This window comes from Leisingera sp., from assembly GCF_034669605.1.
In the GTDB taxonomy this organism is placed as follows: Bacteria; Pseudomonadota; Alphaproteobacteria; order Rhodobacterales; family Rhodobacteraceae; genus Leisingera.
Genome location: NZ_JAXMOX010000029.1, coordinates 1 through 18,648, shown reverse-complemented (window position 1 = coordinate 18,648; position 18,648 = coordinate 1). Strand labels below are relative to the sequence as shown.

Here is an 18,648-nt window from a genome sequence, read left to right as displayed (position 1 = left end):
CTGTGCCCGGCACACCGTTTGATCCTGCAGGGCCGCTTGCCGCAAGCGGCCCGCCCTACCCTGCCAGATCCTCCAGCGCGCCGGGGATCAGCTCTTCCCAGAATTCTGCCATCTCACCGGCCAGCAGCGCCGCAGCCCAGCCCCGGTTGCGGAATTCCTCGCGGTCGATCTCGGTCTCCAGGCGGCTCAGGAACAGCCGCTTGTCCGCGTCCCGCTGGGTCGGTGAACGCCCGGCGGCCAGATCCCGGATCCGCTCCAGCCGCTGCGCCCTCAGCGACCGCTCCCGCGCCTTGACCGCATCCTCTGCTGCCGCCAGCCGGGCCGCCTCGGCTTCCGCCGCGCGGCGCGCCTCAGCCGCCGCCACAACCTCGGGCGGCAGCTCCTTCGCGGTCTCCGCAGGCGTATCCTTATAATCATCCCGCAGCGCCGCGCTCAGATAGCGCACCGGGCTGTCCACGCCCTTCCTGCCCTTCAGATAACCGACCTTCTCGGCCACGTAGTCCTCGCCGTGCTCGGCAATCCACTGCCGCGCCAGCCGGTCGCTGACGCCAAGCCCGATCAGCTGGCTGTAAACAGCCCCCTGCCGCACCCCTGCCCCGTCATCAATGTCCAGCATTGCCAGCTGCGGGTTCTCCTTGATCAGGAACCGCACCTCGGCCACCTGCCGCCCCATCTTCTTGAAATCCGGCGTCAGCAGGATGTTCGAGGTCCTGTTCACCTCCGCCACCGCCGGTTTGATGATCTTGGCATTCAGGTGCTTGAAGCTTTCGTAATAGGCGCTGCCATCCACCCCCATCAGGCGCCGGAACAGCGCGATATCCCACCAGCCCGTCGAGCCGGTGCGCACAAAGCGGTAGCAGTTCTCATAGAGCGCCAGCGCATGGCCGCTGGTGAACCGCCGCTGGATGTTCAGGTTGATCAGCGCAAACACCTTGGGATCATGCAGCTTCTCCGCCAGCGCCGGGCTATAGGCATATTCGCACACGCCGCCCGCCAGCTTGGCATAAGACAGCAGCGAGCTGACCCCCCATTCCTGCCGCCCCTGCTCATCCAGCATATCCCATTCCGCCACCGTCTCCGCCAGGCTGCGCAGCGATTGCTTCAGGGTGTCCATGTCGTTGGAGTTATAGCCCACCATCATGCACAGCGTCTGCGCATCGATCTGGTGCTTGGGTTTCGAGATCAGCGTGTCATAGGCATTGAGCAAAAGCACATTCGACAGCTTGCGCTGCAGCAGCGTCAGCTTGCCGGACACATGAATGGCCGCCACATTCTTCTTCACCGACCCCCGGCGCAGCGGGCCTGTCAGCTTGTTATGCGGGATGTCTTTTGCGTCCATCGCCCTGCCCTCTTGCCCCCGTGCCGGTCTTTGCGACTCTCCGGGACCTGCCTTGGCGGTACTATGACTTAAAAGGAACCCGCGCTCAATCCTGCTTTGGGGACCCATTTACGGGAAAACCCGGTCCCGGAAACGGGTACCTTTACCGGATCATCCCGGTTTCAGGCGCCATTCAGCGCTGGTTTCCCCGGTTTTCCGGCGATTATCCTGCCTGAAACCGCCAGATTTACCGCCTGCGAGTCGCGGGTGCCTGTCTTCCTGCGAATCGGGACCCTTGCTCCCGCAGACGGGTACCAATGCTCCTGCAAACGGGTTCCTTTGATACTGGATACAGGTCCCCAAAGCTATATAAGTATCTGATATATAACAGCTTATCTGGGACAAAGACTCTAAACTGAATCAAAGATTCACAACATTTCAACCTGTTTGTGCGATGATGAATACGGGGAAAAGAGTCATATATTCCGCGGAAACCGGACGGCAGCGGAAAACAGATGCGTTGCCAGAATATGATTCACTCTCTCCCGGGGATGTGCCACAAATGCGGGGATAACACGCCAAACAGGCGATATACCCGAGGCACCCGTTACATGGCAAAGAAACCTGAAACTCCCCTGCCCCCCTATTTCAACCTCGACCCCGAGGGGGCCGCCGCCAAGCTGGGCGAGCTGGTCGACACCGCCAGATTCGCCAAGGCTGCCGCCTTCGCCGGCCGCGGCCGCGATGACCTGGCCAAACGCGGCTATGCCCCCGACGGGCGCAAGCGCCTGCGCAGCTTCTCCACATGGGAGGTCTGCCGCTACCTGATCCCGGTCGCCCCCGCCCATCTGCGCCGGGTCCTCAACAAACACCCCGACCTGCCCCAGGGCGAGGGCGCCAGCGGCTCGCGCTGGTTCACCCTGGAGGACGTGCTGAAGCTGCGCGATCATTTTGCCGAAGAAGGCATCAGCACCAAGGAATACCGCCCCTACCGCCCCGAAGGCCTGCCCGCCAAAGTCGTGGCCGTGGCCAACTTCAAGGGCGGCGTCGGCAAGACCTCCACCGCCGCCCATCTGGCGATGTCGGCAGCGCTGGACGGCTACAAGGTGCTGGTGGTCGATCTGGATTCCCAGGGCTCGATGACCTCGATCATGGGCGGCCAGGTCGCCGATGAATGGCAGACCGTCTTCCCGCTGCTCGCCAGAGACTATGCCGAAGCGGTAGAGTCTGAAAACAAGGTCCGCGCCGCCTCCGGATCAGACCCTATTCCGCTGGATGAGACCCTGACCGAAGCGCGGGAGGTTTCGCTGCGAAACGTGGTCCAGAAAACCCACTGGCCCAACATCGATCTGATCGGCGCCCAGCTGAATCTCTACTGGGCGGAGTTCCAGATCCCGGTCTGGCGGATGGGGCTCAGGAACTGGGCGCTGTGGGACGCGCTCACCAACGCGCTGGACCAGGGCGGCGCGCTCGATGACTATGACATCGTGCTGCTGGATACCCCGCCTGCCCTCGGCTACCTGACCATCAATGCGCTGGCGGCTGCCGACATCCTGATGGTGCCGCTTGGCGCGTCCTTCCTCGAGTTCGACTCGACCGGCCGGTTCTTCGACATGCTCTATTCCACCTTCGCCTCGATCGAGGACGGTGAAAACGCCGGCCGCCGCCGCGCCGGGCTGCCCGAGATGAAGTTCGAATGGGACGTGGTGCGGGCCCTGATCACCCGCTTCGACGCCAGCCAGCAGACCGATCTGGCGAATGTGATCCAGGCCTATTTCGGCGACATGATGAACGCCTACCGGCAGGATTACACCGCCATGGTCGGCCAGGCCGGTGAAAGCGTGTCCGGCATCTACGAGGCGGACTACCGCAACTTCAACCGCGATACTTACGTCCGCGGCCGCGAGGTGTTCGACCGCACCTATGCGGAATTCAAGGAACTGCTGATCGGCAGCTGGTGGCGCGATCAGCAGATGCAGCAGGCAGAAGCACAGACTGAGGAGAGCGAAGATGGCCAGACGCAGACAGCTTGAGACCCCCTCGCCCGAGGCATTGAAAGAGATCGAAGCAGGCATTGACCGCGACCTGTCGCGCAGCCCCGGCCTGCGGCCGCCGATTGCCGATGTTGTGGCCGATGCCGCCCGCCACGCGGATCCGATGCCGCAGGCCGACCGCGAGGCTGCAGCCCGTGACAAGGCAGACGCCGAACGCCTGCGCGACGCGGCCAGCAAAGGGCTGGTGGCGGTGGAAATCCCGCTGGAAGACATCACTGCGGATGCCCTGAACCGCGACCGGATCGTGCTGGACGAGGAGGAGATGCAGGAGCTGATGACCTCCATCTCGGTCAATGGCCTGCGCCTGCCGGTCGAGGTCTTTGTGCCGCTCAATCCCGAGGACGCGGGCAGATACGCGCTGGTCTCCGGCTTCCGCCGCCTGACAGCCCTGCGCCGCCTGAAGGCGCTCAGCGGCGGCGAGCGGTTCCAGACCATTCCGGCGTTCGTCCGCGAACCCGGCAGCCTTGCAAATGCGCTGGTCTCGATGATCGAGGAAAACGAAATCCGCTCCGGTCTCAGCCAGTACGAACGGGGCAGGGCTGCGGCCTCGGCGGTGCATGATGGTGTGTTCCCGACGGTGGACGAAGCCGTCGCGGTGCTGTTCCAGAATGCCTCCAAGGCCAAACGCTCCAAGATCCGCTCGTTTGCCCTGATCCACGAAGAGCTGGGCGATATGCTGTCCCATGCCACCGGCCTCAATGAACGCCAGTGCCTGCGACTGGCCGCCGCTTTGCGGAGCGGCGGGGCTGAGCGGCTGCGGGCCGCGCTGGAGCGGGCCGAGGGGCGCTCGGCCGCCGAGGAATGGGACGCCCTGCTGCCGGTGATCGAGGACACCGAAGGCGCGCCGCAGGATCCCAGCCGCGGCGGCCGCCCCAAGACCGCGCAAAAGGTGGAGCGGTCCGGAAAGACCCGCGTCGCCAGCGGCATCACCATCGAACGGGAATACGGCCCGGGCGGCTATGCCATCCGGTTCTCCGGCGGCGATGTGACGGCTGAACTGGTTGACACGGTGATGGACAATGTCCGCCACCTGCTGGCGCAGGGCGGATAGGACCGGCGCCGGGGTCCGGTTTCGCTGCGAAACCCCGGTCCTGCGTGGCCGGGGTGTTTCATTTCAGGCGCCGGTGAAAACGGTTTTCAGGGTTTCGCAGCGAAACCCCGGGCCGTCACGCCTCCAGCCGTTTGGCCCAGAGCAGCGGCGTATCGAAATTATACATCACCAGCTGGCCGTCGCCGGTCAGCTCGATCCGGTTGACCAGGCCGATCTGCTGCAGGAAATCCCGCTCGGCGATCATCGTCGCTTCGTCGCACAGCCCGCCGCCGATCTGCAACGGCGAAAACATCATGGTCTCCGTGCCGGGCCCGAAAGTTGTGGTGAAGCTTCTGCAGGGGCTGGAGCCGTAAAGCGTGCCGCCATCGAAATCAAACCGCAGGTCTTCGAACTGCGCCAGATCGACGTCCTGGACCTTTTGAACAATCCAGGCGCCGTCAAAATTTGCTGCGGTGGTTGAAGCCATTGAAATCTCTCCGTTGTGTCCGGTTGCGTTTTCAGAGGCGAATGAGCACACCGCCAGCCCGCCGCCGCACAGGACTGCGAGCGCCGCAAGCAGTGCCGCCCGGGCAGGGCGCAAACCCGTCATTGGGCTGAAGCGGCTGGCTGGAAAGTCATCAGCGTCTCACCTTGATGCATGTAGGGGTCGAGTGTGCGCAGCCTGAGCAGATTGACAAGAAAAAAATCTTGCTGGAATCCGGGTTCCATGCGACGCTGAAGGGAGATAGGAGCTAACGCCCTAGTTTTAAACAGTTTTTTAACTCAGGAGCTTCCCATGCCTCTTGATGGATCTGCCGCAAAAGAAATTAAGCAACAGATGGCGATTGCGCGAAAGCGGGCGCTGTCCTTCGGGTTGTGTTTCGGCAAGAAAATCGAAAACTCGGTATTTCTGACCCACAAGACCAAGGCGGCCAAGGTCCTGGGCAAGCAGGCCAAAGCCGATGGCGAGACGCCGCAGTTCACCTTCGGGACGCTGAAGCTGGACGGCAAGGAGCTGTCGTTTTCGCTTGAAGGCAAGGTGGTGCCGGGCATGGCCCGCAAGGCCAAAAAGATGTTCATGGTGGTCGGGCTCAAATACAGCATCATCATTCTGGATCCCGACGGAACCGTTGTCGAGGCGGACCGCGATGACGACGAGGCCGCGGAGGACGGGCCGCAGGCAGCCCCGGCGGAAGGCGGCGACACTGTCACCGAAGATACTGAGGATACGCCGGCAGCACCGTCGGCGGAACCGGACCCGGCCGAAGCAAAATGGAAAACCACCGCCGCCAAGGTTGAGGCCAATCTGGCCAAGCTGCGGGACATTGCCGGCATCGACCTGTCGAAGGCTGACGCGCTGTGGAAGGCGATTCAGGCCAAGGCGGAGGGCAGCGGCTATGCCGCGGCGCTGGAGCATGTGGCCAAGCTGTCCGCCGAGATGAAAACCGCGGCCCAGGACGCAGCGGCGCGGGCCAAGCGGCAAACCCTGCTGGAAGGCAAATGGCAGCAGGCCGCGGGCAAACTGGAACCGCTGGTCAGCGAGGTTCTGGCGCTGAATACGCCGCAGTCGGCGAAAATCGAAAATGTCTGGACCCAGATCAAGGCCCGGGTGGCCGCCGCGCCGCCGGATTACGAAGGCGCGCTGAAGGCGGTCGGCCCCTTGGCCCAGGCCATTTCCAAGGCCCGCCAGGCGGCAGCCGACACTGCGGAAGAGGCGGCACCAGCCGGTGCCGGTGCCGCATCGGCAGGGGAGGGGGATACCGTCACCACCGCCAAACCCGAGGCCCCGGCCAAGGCGCCGGACCAGGCCGCGCCGCCTTCGGAGGACAGCGGCGCAGACACCGCAGACGCCGATGTGGCGGAGCAGATCGCCCGGATCGAGGCGGCGCTGAAGGCGCTGCGCGACGGGCCGGTGAAGACCTACAACACGATGGTGCCGGAGGCGGTCAGCCAGACCCCGGACAAGTGGAAGGCCGCTTTGGATAAGGTCGAGGCCCTGGCAGCCCAGGCCAAGGCCAAACCCGAGGACGCCGACAGCGCCAAGCTGGGCGCCGGGGAAAAGGCGCTGCAGGCGCTGGAAAAGGCGGTTGCCGCCGACACCGCCGCCAAGACCGGCTTTCAGAAAGCCCTGGAGATTTTCGATCTGCGGCTGGTGCCCCTGACCAGCCACCCCAAGGCGGCGGCGCCGGAGATTGCGCCGGAAATCACCCGGATCAACGGGCTGCGCACGGCCGCGGTCGGCAAGGCCAAGGCGCATGATCTGAAAACCGCCACCGATGATCTGGCGGCGGCAGAGGCCGAGATAGCCAAAGCCGAGGTTCTGGCCGATGATTTCGCGCATTTCATGGCGCTTGACCCGGACCGCAAGGCGCTGGCCGATGCCGCCCGCGGTGTCACTGTCGGCGACCCAGCGATAGATGATGCGGCGCGCGAGATGGAGCGCCTGTACGATACGGCGCAGCAGGACAAGGCGGCGAAGAAATTCAAGGACGGCGTCAAAAAGCTTGACGAGATTGCCACGGTTCATGCCAGGACCGCCAAGGTGCGGCAGCAGCGGTCAACCTATGAAACCCAGCGCCCGAACGCCAAGACCTGGGTTGACAGCTGGGCCGGGCTTTCTGCTGCAATCAAAACGCTGCTGACGGACAAGCTGGACGAGGCGAACGGCTATTACTCCGATTCTGATGTTGCGACGACCAAGGATTACGGCGAGTCGCTGAAGAAACTCGGCAAATTCTGGAATGTGCGGCCCTTCATCGAAAAGGAAATCCCGGTTGTTCAGCAATATGCGCCCAAGCTGACGGCCTTCGAGGCCAAGCTGAAGGATTTCAAGGACCACGGCGGCGCCTCGGGCATTCAGGTCATCATATTGAAAATGGAGGCGGATCTTGTTTCGGCCAAGGCGGAAGCAACCCTGCACAAATATTCCACCGCGCTGACCCTGCTGGATGCCACCCAGAGCGATTGGCCGGCGGCCACGGCCCAGGCGGATGCCTGCAAGGCCTATAAGGAAAAACGCGTGGCGGTTCAGGGCAAGATCGATCCCCTGAAGAATGTGCCGCAGGCGGCCCCGATGCTGGAGGATGCCAAGGCGCTGATGGCCGAGGCGGCGGCCGCGGCGCTGAAGCTGGATTTCGCCTTGGCAAACACCTGCCTGGCGGATGCCGAGAAACGGGTGGACAGCGCCAAGGCGGCGGCAGAGGCCGCGGTCGAACTGGACGGGATGACCGACACGGCGGCGCTGGATGATCTGAAAAAGAAATGGGATCCGGCGTTCAAGGTCTTCACCGATATCCGCGACAAGGTTGTTGCGGCGGATGCGGGCAATGATTTCACCGCGCTGATCGCCAAGGCGCAACTGCCTGCGGCGGAAGCGGAAAAATCCAAGACGGCCAAGAAATACGATGATGCCAGGGCGCATCTGGACAGCGCCATCGCAAACCTGAAGATGGCCATGGTGCTGGTTCATCAGCATCGCGCCTATGGCGAGCTGAAGACATCGCTGGCGGCACAGGCCGCCGCATTGGCGCCGCTGAATGACGCTGCCTGCCTGCAGCCGCATCTGGATGACATCACCCGGCTGACCGGTGAAGCGGACGATCTGATCAAGCCCGAAGCCTATGATTACAAGGGGGCTGAGGCCAAACTTGCCGCCGGGCGCAAAATGGCCGAGCAGGCCCGGGCCGATGGCGAGCTGTACAAGGCGATCAAGGCGGACCGGGCCAAGGCCGCCGCAGTGATTGCCAAGATCACCACCGAAGGCGGCGCGGTTGAGACCCAGCTGACCCATCGCAAGACCGAGATCCAGGACCTGCTGGATGAAAGCACCGCCAAGCAGACCGCGCGGGACTTCCAAGGGGCGGCGGACAAGGCCAAGGCTGCTGCGGGCTGGGAACAAGCCACGGATTCGGACCTGAAGACGCTGAAGACGGTGCTGGGCTGGGAAAACCAGTATTTTGTTGTGCCCCGTGCGGCGCTGGTCGGGCCGGGCAACGAGGCCGGCGTGCATCAGATTGCGCGGGCGGATGCGGATTACGCCAAATACCAGGCGGCGAAGGCAGCGCATACTTATACAGCTGCCAAGGCGATGTTCGAAAAGGCCTATCAGAAAATCACCGCCTGCCAGCGCCTGGTTGCGGCGGCGGCTCCGTACAACCAGACCGTCACTGACGCGCAGGCAGCGGTGGACGCGCTGGCGCCGGAACGCAACGATGCCACCAAGGACCGGATCAAGGCGCTGGCCGACCGGCTGACCGCGGCCAAGCTGGATACCGCCAGGACGGATCTGGGCGAGAACGATTATACCCAGGCGATCAAGCTGCTGAAACAGATCACCGAGGATGCCAAGGCGCTGCTGACCGCAATCCAGGGGTCGTCCGACTATGAAACGGCCCGCGCCGCCGCGGAGGCCAAGCTGGCCGAGGCAAAGGACCACAAGCAGGCCGATGCAATCGAGGCGCAGCTGACCCGGCTGACTGCGAAATACGATGCCCTGGTGAAACTGGCGCCCAGCGATTACGCAACCGCCAAGACCATGGCCGAGGAAGTGACGGAATCCGCCGGGGAGGCGATCAGCTCTGCCAATACCCATGGCATCCTGGAGGCGGTGAATTCCGCCATCGGCGGCGACGAGGACAGCGCCCCCTGGTGGCCGCAGGTGCAGGCGGCGAAACTGTCGATCAAGGTGGTTGGCAGCCGTGAAAACGCCGCCGTGGCCAAGACCCATCTGGACACCGCCAATGCCGAGATTGAAAACTGCCAGAAGGACGGGCTGGACGCCAAGACCGCCAAAGGCCATCTGCTGGCCGCTTTGGAGGCCTGCAACACGGCCGATGAGGTGATCTCGCAATATGCCTTTATCGAACAGGAGATCACCCGCGCACGGGCGGCGCTGGGGCCGGTCACAAGCCATGATGAAGCGGCTTATGTGAAGGATGAGACCGACGCGGTGGAAAAGCTGCTTGCCGGGGCCGAAACCGCCGCCAAGGGCGGCCAGGATTACGCCAAGGTCAGCAGCGACATCGAGGCGGCCATTGCCGGGACCAAAGCCGCGCTGGAGATGGCGGAGCAGCACAAGGCGTATAAGGACCTGCGGGCGAAACCGGAGGTGGAGCCGCGGCTGGCCGTGCTGGAAGCGCATGAGCACCGCTATGCGGTCAAGCCCAGCATCGACACCATGCGCAAGAAACTGTCGGATGCCGCCGCCGCGGCGGCCGGCAAAAAGCCGGGAGATGCGATCAAGCTGCTGGAAGAGGCGCGCGCCATCGGCACCAGCGCCTTTGTGATGGCCGAAATGCGGGCCAACACGCCGCCCAAGGAAGAGGACATCAAGGAAATCCTGTCGCGCCCCAAAGGCACCGACGAGCTGGACGCGATGATCGACAACCTGGAGCCGGAGGCGCAGCGGGCCGTTGTCAAAGTGGCGTTCAAGGCACGTTTCGGCTGCGATATCAAGAACTTCAGCAATAAGAACCTGGCACCGGCCACGGAAATTGCCGATGCCGATCTGAAGGGGCCGAATATCGTCGCCTTTTACAAGGCGATGCAGGATCTGCCGCTGGATCACACGCTGAACAACGACTCGCTGCAGAAATTTGCGGTCAATGAAGCTGCGGAAGGCGGCTCAATGTACCAGGGCAACGAAAAGCGGATCGTGATGCATGAGGGCGATGCGGGCGTGTCGCCCAATTATGCCTTTGGCAGCGATGATGCGGTGGGCAGCCTGGATGATGCCGCCACCCCGGAAGAACGCGCCGAGCTGGAGAAATGCAAACCCGCAAACGAGGAGCCGGTCACCTTTTTCAACTGGAACACCCTGCATGAGGTCGGCCATGCCGTCGATGACAAGCAGAGCTTCATGAAAAACAACGGCGGCAAGAAGGAGTTCGGCGGCTGGACCGAACACGGCATGGATATCTCGGGCATCGCTGAGAAAATTGCCAAAAAGTTCAGCTATGACAAGGCCTATGCAACCGAGTATATGGCGCATAACAAGGGCGCGCATGTGCCGCCCAAGCCGGCCGGTGAAACCTGCACCGACGAGGAATGGGAAAGCCGGCGCATCAAGATGCAGGCGCATATCGACATGGCCTCGGAACCGGCCAAGCCCTGGTCCAGCATGGCGATTGCCAAGCAGATTGAAATCGGCGGTGTGGTGTATCAGGAAAGCTATCCGAACACCTGGAATTCCTATCTGCTGGGCGAGCGGGCCAAGGGGATCACCGGCTATCAGTTCCGTGCTCCGGGGGAATGGTTCTCGGAGCTGTATGCCGCCTATCATTCCGGCAAGCTGAAGCCGAACCACCCCGCCGCCGGCTGGCTGGCCAAACTCTGACCCATTGATGTGACCGATTGAAAGGCTGTTGACCGATGTCGCTATTTCACCCCGTCAACCTGGTGTGCCCGCAATGCGAGGCCCCGGTGACCATGATGGCCGTGGGCAGTGTGAACGCCGACCGCCGCCCCGATCTGCGGGACGATATCCTGGAAGACCGGTTTCAGGATGTGACCTGCGAGGCCTGCGGCGAGAGCTTCCGGCTGCAGCCGCAGTTCAATTATCTGGATGCCGGGCGCGGCCAGTGGATCGCGGCGATGCCCGCCAGCCGCCTGCGGGATCATCTGGAAATTGAGGATGAGGCCGCCGCGCTGTTTGACACCAGCTATGGCGCAAGTGCCCCGGCGGCGGCGCGGGATGTGGGCAGCGGGCTGGCGGTGCGCCTGACATTCGGCTGGCCTGCGGTGCGGGAAAAGCTGCTGATCAGGCAACTGGGGCTGGAGGATGTGATTGTCGAAATGATGAAGCTGCACATTCTGCGCAGTGTTGAATCGGTGCCGATGGCCGAGGGCATAGAGCTGCGTCTGGTGAACACCGACGAAGACAGCGATGGCTATGTCTTTGCCTGGCTGGAAACCGCATCGGAGAAATACATCGAATACATGACCGTTCCGGCGGAGCTGTACAGGGCGATCGAGGGCAATCCGGAGGGCTGGAGCGCCATCCGCAAGCGGCTTGATACCGGGCATTTCGTGGATATGCAGAAGCTGTACATGGGGGAAGGGCGCGCGGCGGAATAGCCCGGCCCGGCACCGCCGGGGCGGCGGCTGGCGTGGACTGGTTGTAACGCTTTGGCGGCAGGCCTGAGCACAAGGCGGGCCGCTGGGATGCAGCCCGCCGTTCAGTGGTTTGGTGCGCGGTCAGCCGCGGGCGACGTTGATCACCTGCATCTGGGTGTATTCGGCCAGCCCCTCGACCGATTGTTCGACGCCAAGGCCGGAGCCTTTGAAACCCGCCATCGGGATATGCGGGCCGATGTTCAGCTGCTGGTTCACCCAGATGGTGCCGGATTCGATCCGGCCGGCGACCTCTGCCGCCTTGGCGGTATCGCCTGAATGCACCGAGCCGCCCAGCCCGTAGTCGGAGGCATTGGCGCGGGCGACCACATCATCAATGCTGTCAAAGCGGATCACCGGCAGGATCGGGCCGAACTGCTCCTCGTCAACGATTTTCTGGCCGTCGGTCACATCGCGCACAATCGTCGGGCGCACGAAATAGCCGGGGCCGTCCTTGGAGGTGCCGCCGGCAATGATCCGGCCGCTGGCGCGGGCGTCCTCCAGGAAACCCTTGATCTTGTCGAACTGCGCCTTGTTCTGGATCGGGCCGATGGTGGTGCCCTGTTTCATGCCGTCATCGACAACCGCCTGTTCGGCCAAGGCGGCCAGTTCGGCGCAGAAATCTTCGTAGATGTCGCTGTGCACATAGGCGCGTTTCACCGCCAGGCAGACCTGTCCGGCATTGAGGAAGGCGCCGCCATAGATCTTCTCGGCCGCGGCTTTTACATCGACGTCGGGCAGCACGATGGCGGGGTCGTTGCCGCCCATCTCCAGCGTCACCCGTTTCATGGTGGCGGCGGCGCCGGCCATGATCCGCTTGCCGGTTTCGGAGGATCCGGTAAAGCCGATCTTGGCCACATCCGGATGCGCGGTCAGTTTCGGGCCAAGGTCATTGGCATCGGTGATGATATTGACCAGCCCGGGCGGCAGGATGCGGGCGCAGATCTGGCCCAGTTTCAGCGCCGTGACCGGGGTGGTCGGCGCCGGTTTCAGCACGATGGCATTGCCGGCCATCAGCGCCGGGCCGATTTTCCAGCAGCACAGAAGCAGCGGGAAATTCCAGGCGATGATGCCGGCCACCACACCCAGCGGTTTATGGCGGGTCTCAATCCGGAATTCGGCGTCGTCCTGGATAATGCGGTCCGGCAGCTCCAGCGTGGCCGTGTGGGCCAGATAGCCCTGCGACCAGGCAACCTCGCCCTGTGCCTCGGGCAGCGGTTTGCCCTGTTCCAGGGTGATCAGCCGGGCCAGTTCGCCGGCCTCCTCGCCGATGGCGGCGGCCAGCGCCTCCACCTTGGCGCGGCGTTCGGCCATCGGGGTGTTTGCCCAATCCTGCTGGGCGGCCTTGGCGGCGGCCACGGCCTGATTCAGCTGCGCTTCGGAGGCATGCGGCACGCGGGCAAAGACCGCCTCGGTTGCCGGGTTGATGACGCCGATCATCCGGTCTGACGAAACCTGTTCGCCGTTGATGAGCATTCGGTAGTCCATTGGTGTTCTCCCTGATTATTTGTCAGTGTTGGGGGATTGAAAAAGATCAGCAGGATCCGGCGGCGGGGCAGGGGGGCGCCGGGGGGCTGAGGGTGAGCCCTGCGCCAAGGGTCCGCTGGGCGGGGGCAGGGTGATGCGTTCGCGGCCCGTGAAGGCCGGGGGGGGCAGCACTGTCTTGCCGCTGCCGTCGCTGCGGGCGCGGGCCAGCAGGCCGGTGTAATGCGCCGCTGCCAGGCTGGCGCCGCGCACTGCTGCGTCCGGTGCGCCGGGGCAAGCGCCGTATTGCGCGCCGGGCAGGTTCAGCAGCGACCATTGGCCGGGGGCGCAGCGGGCGTCGCCCTGCACCGATTGCACCCCGATGCAAGCCGCCGGGTAGACCGGCGCGCCGCGGGCGGGGGCGGAGGCGACCAGCAGCTTGCCCGCCTGCAGCACCGCGGCGGCGGCCGCGGCCAGCAGCGGGCTGTGATGTGGCTGGCCAAAGGAGCAGTGGACGATCTGCGCCTCGGAACCGGCAGCGCGGTGCAGGGCCTTGGCCACACTGGCGAGGGAGGCGGAGAGGCGGCCGGGAAAGATGGTGAACCCAAGGAACCGGGCCGCCGGCGCATTGGCGCGGATGGCGGCGGCGATATGGGCGGCGTGCAGCGCGGCGGGGCTTTCGGCGGCGCGGGGGTGCACCTCGCAGATATCGGTGCGGGCGGCGCGGCCCGGGGTGTCCGCGGCCAGCGGGCCGTCGATCAGCGCTATCAGCGGCGCGGGGGTCATGCGCCGGCCTCGGTCAGGGTGATCTCCATATCGAACGGGGCGGCGGCGGCCGCGCCGCCGTGGGCGGTGATGATGCGGGTGGCCCGGGGGAAAGCCCGGTCGATATGGGTGAGGATCCGGGCGGCGGTGGCGGGGTCGACCTCGGACAGGGCCTCGTCCAGGATCAGGATATTGAAGGGGGTGAGCAGGGCGCGCAGCAGGCAAAGGCGCTGGCGTTCGCCGCCCGACAGGGTCAGCCCGCTTTCGCCGAGCATCGTGCCGAGGCCGTCTGCGCTGCGGAAGCGTTCGGCGAGGCCGAACAGATCCAGCAGCTCCCAGACGTCTGTTTCATTGTCCGGATTGGCCCAGAAGGCGCGGCTTTGGAACAGGTTATCGCGCAGGCTGGCCCGCAGGGTGAAGGGGCGCTGGCCGGCATAGGCCACCTGCTCCGGCAAGGCGGCTCCGCCAAGCTGGCGGAGGTCCGCGCCGCCGAGGGTGATACGGCCCGACAGCGGCTGCGCCCGGCCGCAGAGCACCGCGAGCAGCGAGGTTTTTCCGGCGCCGCTGGGACCTTTGAGCGCCAGTTTGGTGCCTTGGGGAATGGTCAGGGTCAGCGGGCCGAGCGGCGCAGCCTGGCCGCGGGCGACGGTGACCCGGTCCAGTTGCAGGGCGTAGCCCGCGGGGGAGAAACAGGAAGCTTTCGCGCGCGCCGCGGGCTGCATCACCGCATCAAGCCGCGCCGCGGCAACCTTGACCCGCGCCTGCGCGTGCCAGAGGCCCAGCAGCGACTGCATCGGGCCGGTCATGAAGCCCATATAGGCGATGAAAGCGATCAAAGAGCCGAGCGGCCAGTCGCCGCGGATCACCATCAGCCCGCCGGCCAGAAAGATCGCGGAACGGGTCAGCGCCGACAGCAGCACCGGCACCGCGCGGGTGAATTCGCCCCACAGGTTCTGGGCGATCAGGCGGCTGTTCAGCCCGGCATGGTCGCGCAGGCTGCGCCGCTGCGCCCACAAGGTGCCGCGGGCGGCCTGCAGCGCGGGCAGGCCGAACAGGGTTTCCGAAAGACCGGCGGCGTAGCGCCCCTGCATGCCGCGCACTGCGGCGGCGTGGCGTTCGGTGCGCGGCCGGGCCCAGATCAGGAACAGCAGCTCGGCGGGGGCCAGCAGCGCGGTCAGCAGGCCCAGCCGCCAGTCCAGAACCATCAGCATCACCGAGCCGCCGATCAGCCGGATCAGCGCCGAGGAGCCGCCGAGCACCGCATTGAAGGCGAATTTCTGCACTTCGGCCGCGTCGCCGTCGATGCGGGCCAGCAGCTCGCCTGCGCGCTGGCTGGCAAACCAGCCGGAGGGCTTGGCGGCCAGCCGGGCCAGCAGTTTCCGGCGCAGCCGTGCCAGCATCCGGAGCGAGGCGCGCATGTGCAGGATATTGCTGAGCGCGCCGGTGGCTGTGGCCGCGAGGCCGATGGCAAACAGCGCCAGCGACCAGACCACCAGCTGCGCGGCATCGCCGGCCATCAGGCCGCGGTCGATCACCAGCTTGCTGATATAGGGCGGCAGCAGGCCGATGGCGGCGGCGGCAAAGCTGATCAGCAAGAGCAGCGCCAGCCGGTGCCGGTGCGGGTGCAGCAGCGGCAGCAGCCAGGCCGCGGTGGAAGATGTGAAAAGCGCCGCGCCTGCACGGGATTGCAGGCGCGGCCAAGTGCGGGCAGCCGCAGGGCCGCCCGGCTGGGGGGAGAGTCTGGCGGCCGGTCCGGTCATCCCTGCGGCACGACGTGCAGGGTGGAGACCGACATATCGCCGCCGGAGGGCATCCGGATCTCGCCGGTCCGCTCCAGCGTTTCGCTGTCGTAGATGCCGATGTCGTCATTGGTGCCGCCGACATAGATCTCGCGTCCGTCGCTGGAGACGTTGATGACGTAATAGGTGTGCGGCAGGTCCACGCGTTTCACCAGCTCGCGGGTTTCCAGGTTGTGCTTGGAGAGCTGGGTATAGACGCCATAGAGGTATTTCGGGTCCACAGCGCTGCGCACGGCGGAGAACATCAGCACCTCGAAGGAGGCGAAATCGGCGATCCCGGTCTCGCCGGTGGTGAGGTCGACCGACTGGTAGCCCCAGACGAAATCCGCCATTTCCTGCTGGGTTTCGTCGGTGAAGACCGCTGCCGTGTACATCAGCAGCATCTCGTCGTTCTGACTGCCGGTGGGCCAGAAGGCGAGCACATCCGGCGGGCTGTAGGCGGGGCGGTCCCAGCTGGCATTGGCGATGGCCACCTCGGTGTTGCCGGTGGCGGGATCAACCCGGTAGAGGTCGTGGCCCGCGACATAGACCTGGCCGTTGCGGTCGGTGGCCATCAGCGTCGAGCGGCGCGGCGCCTCGAACACGGCTGCGGGGGCGGCCTCCAGCCCGGCGCTGGCGTCATAGACGGCAAACTCCGGCTGCATCACCTCGTAACGGTCGGTCAGTTTGCGCACCGGATTGCGCACCGTATAGATTTGGCTGCCGTCCTTGGAGACAGCGAGCGAGGCCAGCGAGCGGCGGGTCACATCGCCGTCGGACTGGGCGGCGTGGAACACTGTCTCGCAGGTCTCGATATCGACGCCGACCACATCCTGCCAGTGGTTCAGCAGCACATAGGCAATGCGGTTGTCCGGCGACATGGCAATCACCCCCGGCGTCACGTTGGCGCCAAGATCGCAGTCGGATTTGACCGAGCGGTCCCCGGCATCAAAGACATAGAGGTTGGAGGGGCGGGCCACCGTCACCAGCAGATCGCCTGCGGCCAGCGGCAGGGCGGAGGCGCAGAACGCGGCAGCAGCAAAAAACGCGGTTTTCATGATGCGGGTCTCCTCAGGTTTCGGCGTCGGTGGGGTAGGTGGCGCCAAGCGCGCGCCAGTCCTTGGCGGCATTGGGGGCGTTTTCGTCCCAGTTCTGGTGGTTGACCATGATGTCGGGCACCTGGGCGGGCCACCAGCAGGGGTCGGAGCAGCCGTAAAGGTCCGCCTCCATCGGCTGGCACAGGGCGGCAAGGCCGCCGAAGGGATCGACCTCCCAGCCGGGATCGAAGGTGGTGGCGCAGCCGGCGGTCACCGTCTGCATCGCGCGGACCTCTTCCATCTGGCCCTCGGTTGCGGCCTGCTGGACGCGTTCGGCTTTCTGATTGAGCGGTTTCATTTTCCAAACGCCCTCCTCGGCGCAACATGCTGATGAAAATACTGCGGCGCCTTGGCGATCAGCTCGGCATAGGCGGCGACGCCGAAATCGATCCAGTCGCGCATCAGGTCGCAGTAGTGATAGGTCGGCATCATCGGGTCGCTGAAATGGGCATAGCTTTCGTGGTAGCAGCCGCCCGCGCAGAGGTTGCGGATGCGGCAGGTGGCGCAGCCCTTTTCGGTGCGGTCGGAGCGTGCCTTGATGAAGCCCGACAGCTCCTTGCGCTTGATGCCTTCGTCGACGGTGCCGAACTGGTCCATTTCCGATCCGGTGAAACGGTGGCACAGGTTCAGCGCGCCGTCGTGGTTGACCGCCAGCATGCCCACCCCGGCACCGCAGGGCAGCGCCTTGGAGCGGCCCTCGTAAAGGTCGTTCATCATCTGGTGCATGTTGGAAAAGCCGATGTTGCGGCCCCTGAGCGCCGCCTCGACATAGAGCCGGCCGAGGGATTTCATGCCCTCGAACACCTCCAGCAGTTCGGCGCCGTTGAGGTTGAAGGCATCCATCTCGCCCGACGTGACGGGTGAGAAGCCCACTTCGGCAAAGCCGATATCGTTGATCAGGTGGTCCCAGATCTCGACGATGTTGGTGATGCCTGCAGTCAGGGTGACGCGGGCGCCCACCGGCTTGGATTTATAACGCGACAGCAGCAGCCGCGCCTTGGCGGCGACCGCGTCATAGGTACCCTTGCCGCCGACCGTCTTGCGGTTCAGGTCGTGCTGCGCCTTGGGGCCGTCGATGGAGACGGTGAGGCCGAACCGGTGCTGGTCGAGCCAGTCGATCAGCGGTTCGGTCAGCAGGGTGGCATTGGTGGTGAGGCTGAAGTTCACCGCCTTGCCAAGGGCGGCGAAATGCGGCTCGGCCCAGTCCACCACCTGGCGGATCAGCGGCTGGTTCGACAGTGGCTCGCCGCCGAAGAACACCACGTTGTAGCTGTCGCGGTCCGGGTTTTCTGCCAGCAGCATCTCGACCGATTTCCGCGCGGTGTCAAAGGCCATCTTCTGGCCCTTGGACGGGATCGCCAGATCCTCCTTGTAGCAATAGGAGCAGGCCAGGTTGCAGCCGGTGTTGACGTTCAGAACGATGGTGGTGAGCGGGAAGTTTTCGATCTCGATCGGCGGGCGCTCGGGCTGCAGCGGGCGGCCGTCGTTGACGATGTCGAGCCGCACCAGCCCGTCGAGCCGGGCGGCGGCATCCGATGCCGCAAACCGGGCTGCGAAGTCGTCCATGCTGAACGCCTGTTCTTGCGCGGCGTAGTCGAGGATGTCGCGGTCGGTGCTGTCCATCTCGAAGATCGAGGTGGTGGGGACGTGGAACAGAACCTCGCGCCCGTCGACCGCGACCCGGTGCGCATTGGCTGGCTGATAGTGAAAGTCTTTCATGGTCTCTCTCCCTGTGCTTCAGCGGATCGGCGGATCGATGAAGCGCTGCACGGTGACGATCAGCATCGCCTCGGCCTGCTGGCCCATTGCCTCGGCCTGCACTTTCAGCTCACCGGCGTTATTGGCGCTGAAGGGGCGGTCGGGGTTGGGGCCGGCGATGGCGGGCTGGAAGATGCCGTTCTGCTGCATCCCGCCTGCGTATTCGGTGTCCTTCATATGGGCCGCGTGCTCATGCGCGTTGGCAACGGTCCACTGCGCTTCGACCCGGCCGATGCGGATGTCGTCCCCGGTTCCGGGTTTGCCGTCCGGACCG

General features: G+C 64.8%; 12 protein-coding genes and 1 pseudogene. 4 read left to right on the top strand and 9 right to left on the bottom strand.

What is annotated here, in order from left to right; genetic code table 11:
- Positions 1-55 precede the first annotated feature (55 nt).
- Positions 56-1,339, bottom strand: coding sequence for a replication initiation protein (locus VOI29_RS05620; protein ID WP_323776639.1), 1,284 nt, complete (start codon positions 1,337-1,339; stop codon positions 56-58).
- Positions 1,340-1,929: 590 nt separating this feature from the next.
- Here VOI29_RS05620 and VOI29_RS05615 point away from each other — a divergent pair.
- On the top strand, positions 1,930-3,351 hold the full coding sequence (locus VOI29_RS05615; protein WP_323776637.1) for an AAA family ATPase: 1,422 nt from the start codon (positions 1,930-1,932) through the stop codon (positions 3,349-3,351).
- Positions 3,329-4,423, top strand: a complete 1,095-nt coding sequence (locus tag VOI29_RS05610) for a ParB/RepB/Spo0J family partition protein (RefSeq protein ID WP_323776635.1) — start codon at positions 3,329-3,331, stop codon at positions 4,421-4,423. The genes VOI29_RS05615 and VOI29_RS05610 overlap by 23 nt, the downstream gene beginning before the upstream one ends.
- Before the next feature lie 115 nt (positions 4,424-4,538).
- On the opposite strand, the gene VOI29_RS05605 is transcribed toward VOI29_RS05610, so the two are convergent.
- The gene (locus VOI29_RS05605) at positions 4,539-4,889 is read right to left on the bottom strand and encodes an META domain-containing protein (protein WP_323776633.1); all 351 of its coding nucleotides are present in this window, start codon (positions 4,887-4,889) and stop codon (positions 4,539-4,541) included.
- Positions 4,890-5,240: 351 nt separating this feature from the next.
- Here VOI29_RS05605 and VOI29_RS05600 point away from each other — a divergent pair, with 351 nt between their 5' ends.
- Both VOI29_RS05600 and VOI29_RS05595 read left to right on the top strand, forming a co-directional pair.
- Positions 5,241-10,736 carry a hypothetical protein gene (locus tag VOI29_RS05600; RefSeq protein ID WP_323776632.1) on the top strand — a complete coding sequence of 1,832 codons (5,496 nt, stop codon included), beginning with the start codon at positions 5,241-5,243 and terminating at the stop codon, positions 10,734-10,736.
- A 35-nt stretch (positions 10,737-10,771) separates the two neighbouring features.
- Positions 10,772-11,476 (top strand): CpXC domain-containing protein, encoded by a 705-nt coding sequence (locus VOI29_RS05595; protein WP_323776630.1) that lies wholly within the window; start codon positions 10,772-10,774, stop codon positions 11,474-11,476.
- Between the two features lie 120 nt (positions 11,477-11,596).
- Here VOI29_RS05595 and VOI29_RS05590 read toward each other — a convergent pair whose 3' ends face one another.
- The 7 genes and pseudogenes from VOI29_RS05590 to VOI29_RS05560 form a co-directional block, all read right to left on the bottom strand.
- Complete coding sequence (locus tag VOI29_RS05590; protein WP_323776628.1) at positions 11,597-13,000, bottom strand: aldehyde dehydrogenase family protein; 1,404 nt, start codon at positions 12,998-13,000, stop codon at positions 11,597-11,599.
- Positions 13,001-13,015: 15 nt separating this feature from the next.
- Complete coding sequence (locus VOI29_RS05585; protein ID WP_323776626.1) at positions 13,016-13,762, bottom strand: hypothetical protein; 747 nt, start codon at positions 13,760-13,762, stop codon at positions 13,016-13,018.
- Positions 13,759-15,501 carry an ABC transporter ATP-binding protein gene (locus VOI29_RS05580; protein WP_323776625.1) on the bottom strand — a complete coding sequence of 581 codons (1,743 nt, stop codon included), beginning with the start codon at positions 15,499-15,501 and terminating at the stop codon, positions 13,759-13,761. The genes VOI29_RS05585 and VOI29_RS05580 overlap by 4 nt, the downstream gene beginning before the upstream one ends.
- A complete protein-coding gene (peaD, locus tag VOI29_RS05575) occupies positions 15,498-16,577 on the bottom strand; it encodes a quinohemoprotein amine dehydrogenase subunit beta (protein ID WP_323776623.1) in 1,080 nt (359 codons plus the stop codon). The genes VOI29_RS05580 and peaD overlap by 4 nt, the downstream gene beginning before the upstream one ends.
- A gap of 13 nt (positions 16,578-16,590) precedes the next feature.
- Complete coding sequence (qhpC, locus tag VOI29_RS05570) at positions 16,591-16,914, bottom strand: quinohemoprotein amine dehydrogenase subunit gamma (RefSeq protein WP_024091506.1); 324 nt, start codon at positions 16,912-16,914, stop codon at positions 16,591-16,593.
- On the bottom strand, positions 16,911-18,335 hold the full coding sequence (peaB, locus tag VOI29_RS05565) for a quinohemoprotein amine dehydrogenase maturation protein (protein ID WP_323776621.1): 1,425 nt from the start codon (positions 18,333-18,335) through the stop codon (positions 16,911-16,913). The genes qhpC and peaB overlap by 4 nt, the downstream gene beginning before the upstream one ends.
- An 18-nt stretch (positions 18,336-18,353) precedes the next feature.
- Positions 18,354-18,648, bottom strand: a pseudogene (locus VOI29_RS05560) (quinohemoprotein amine dehydrogenase subunit alpha); the annotation flags it as partial.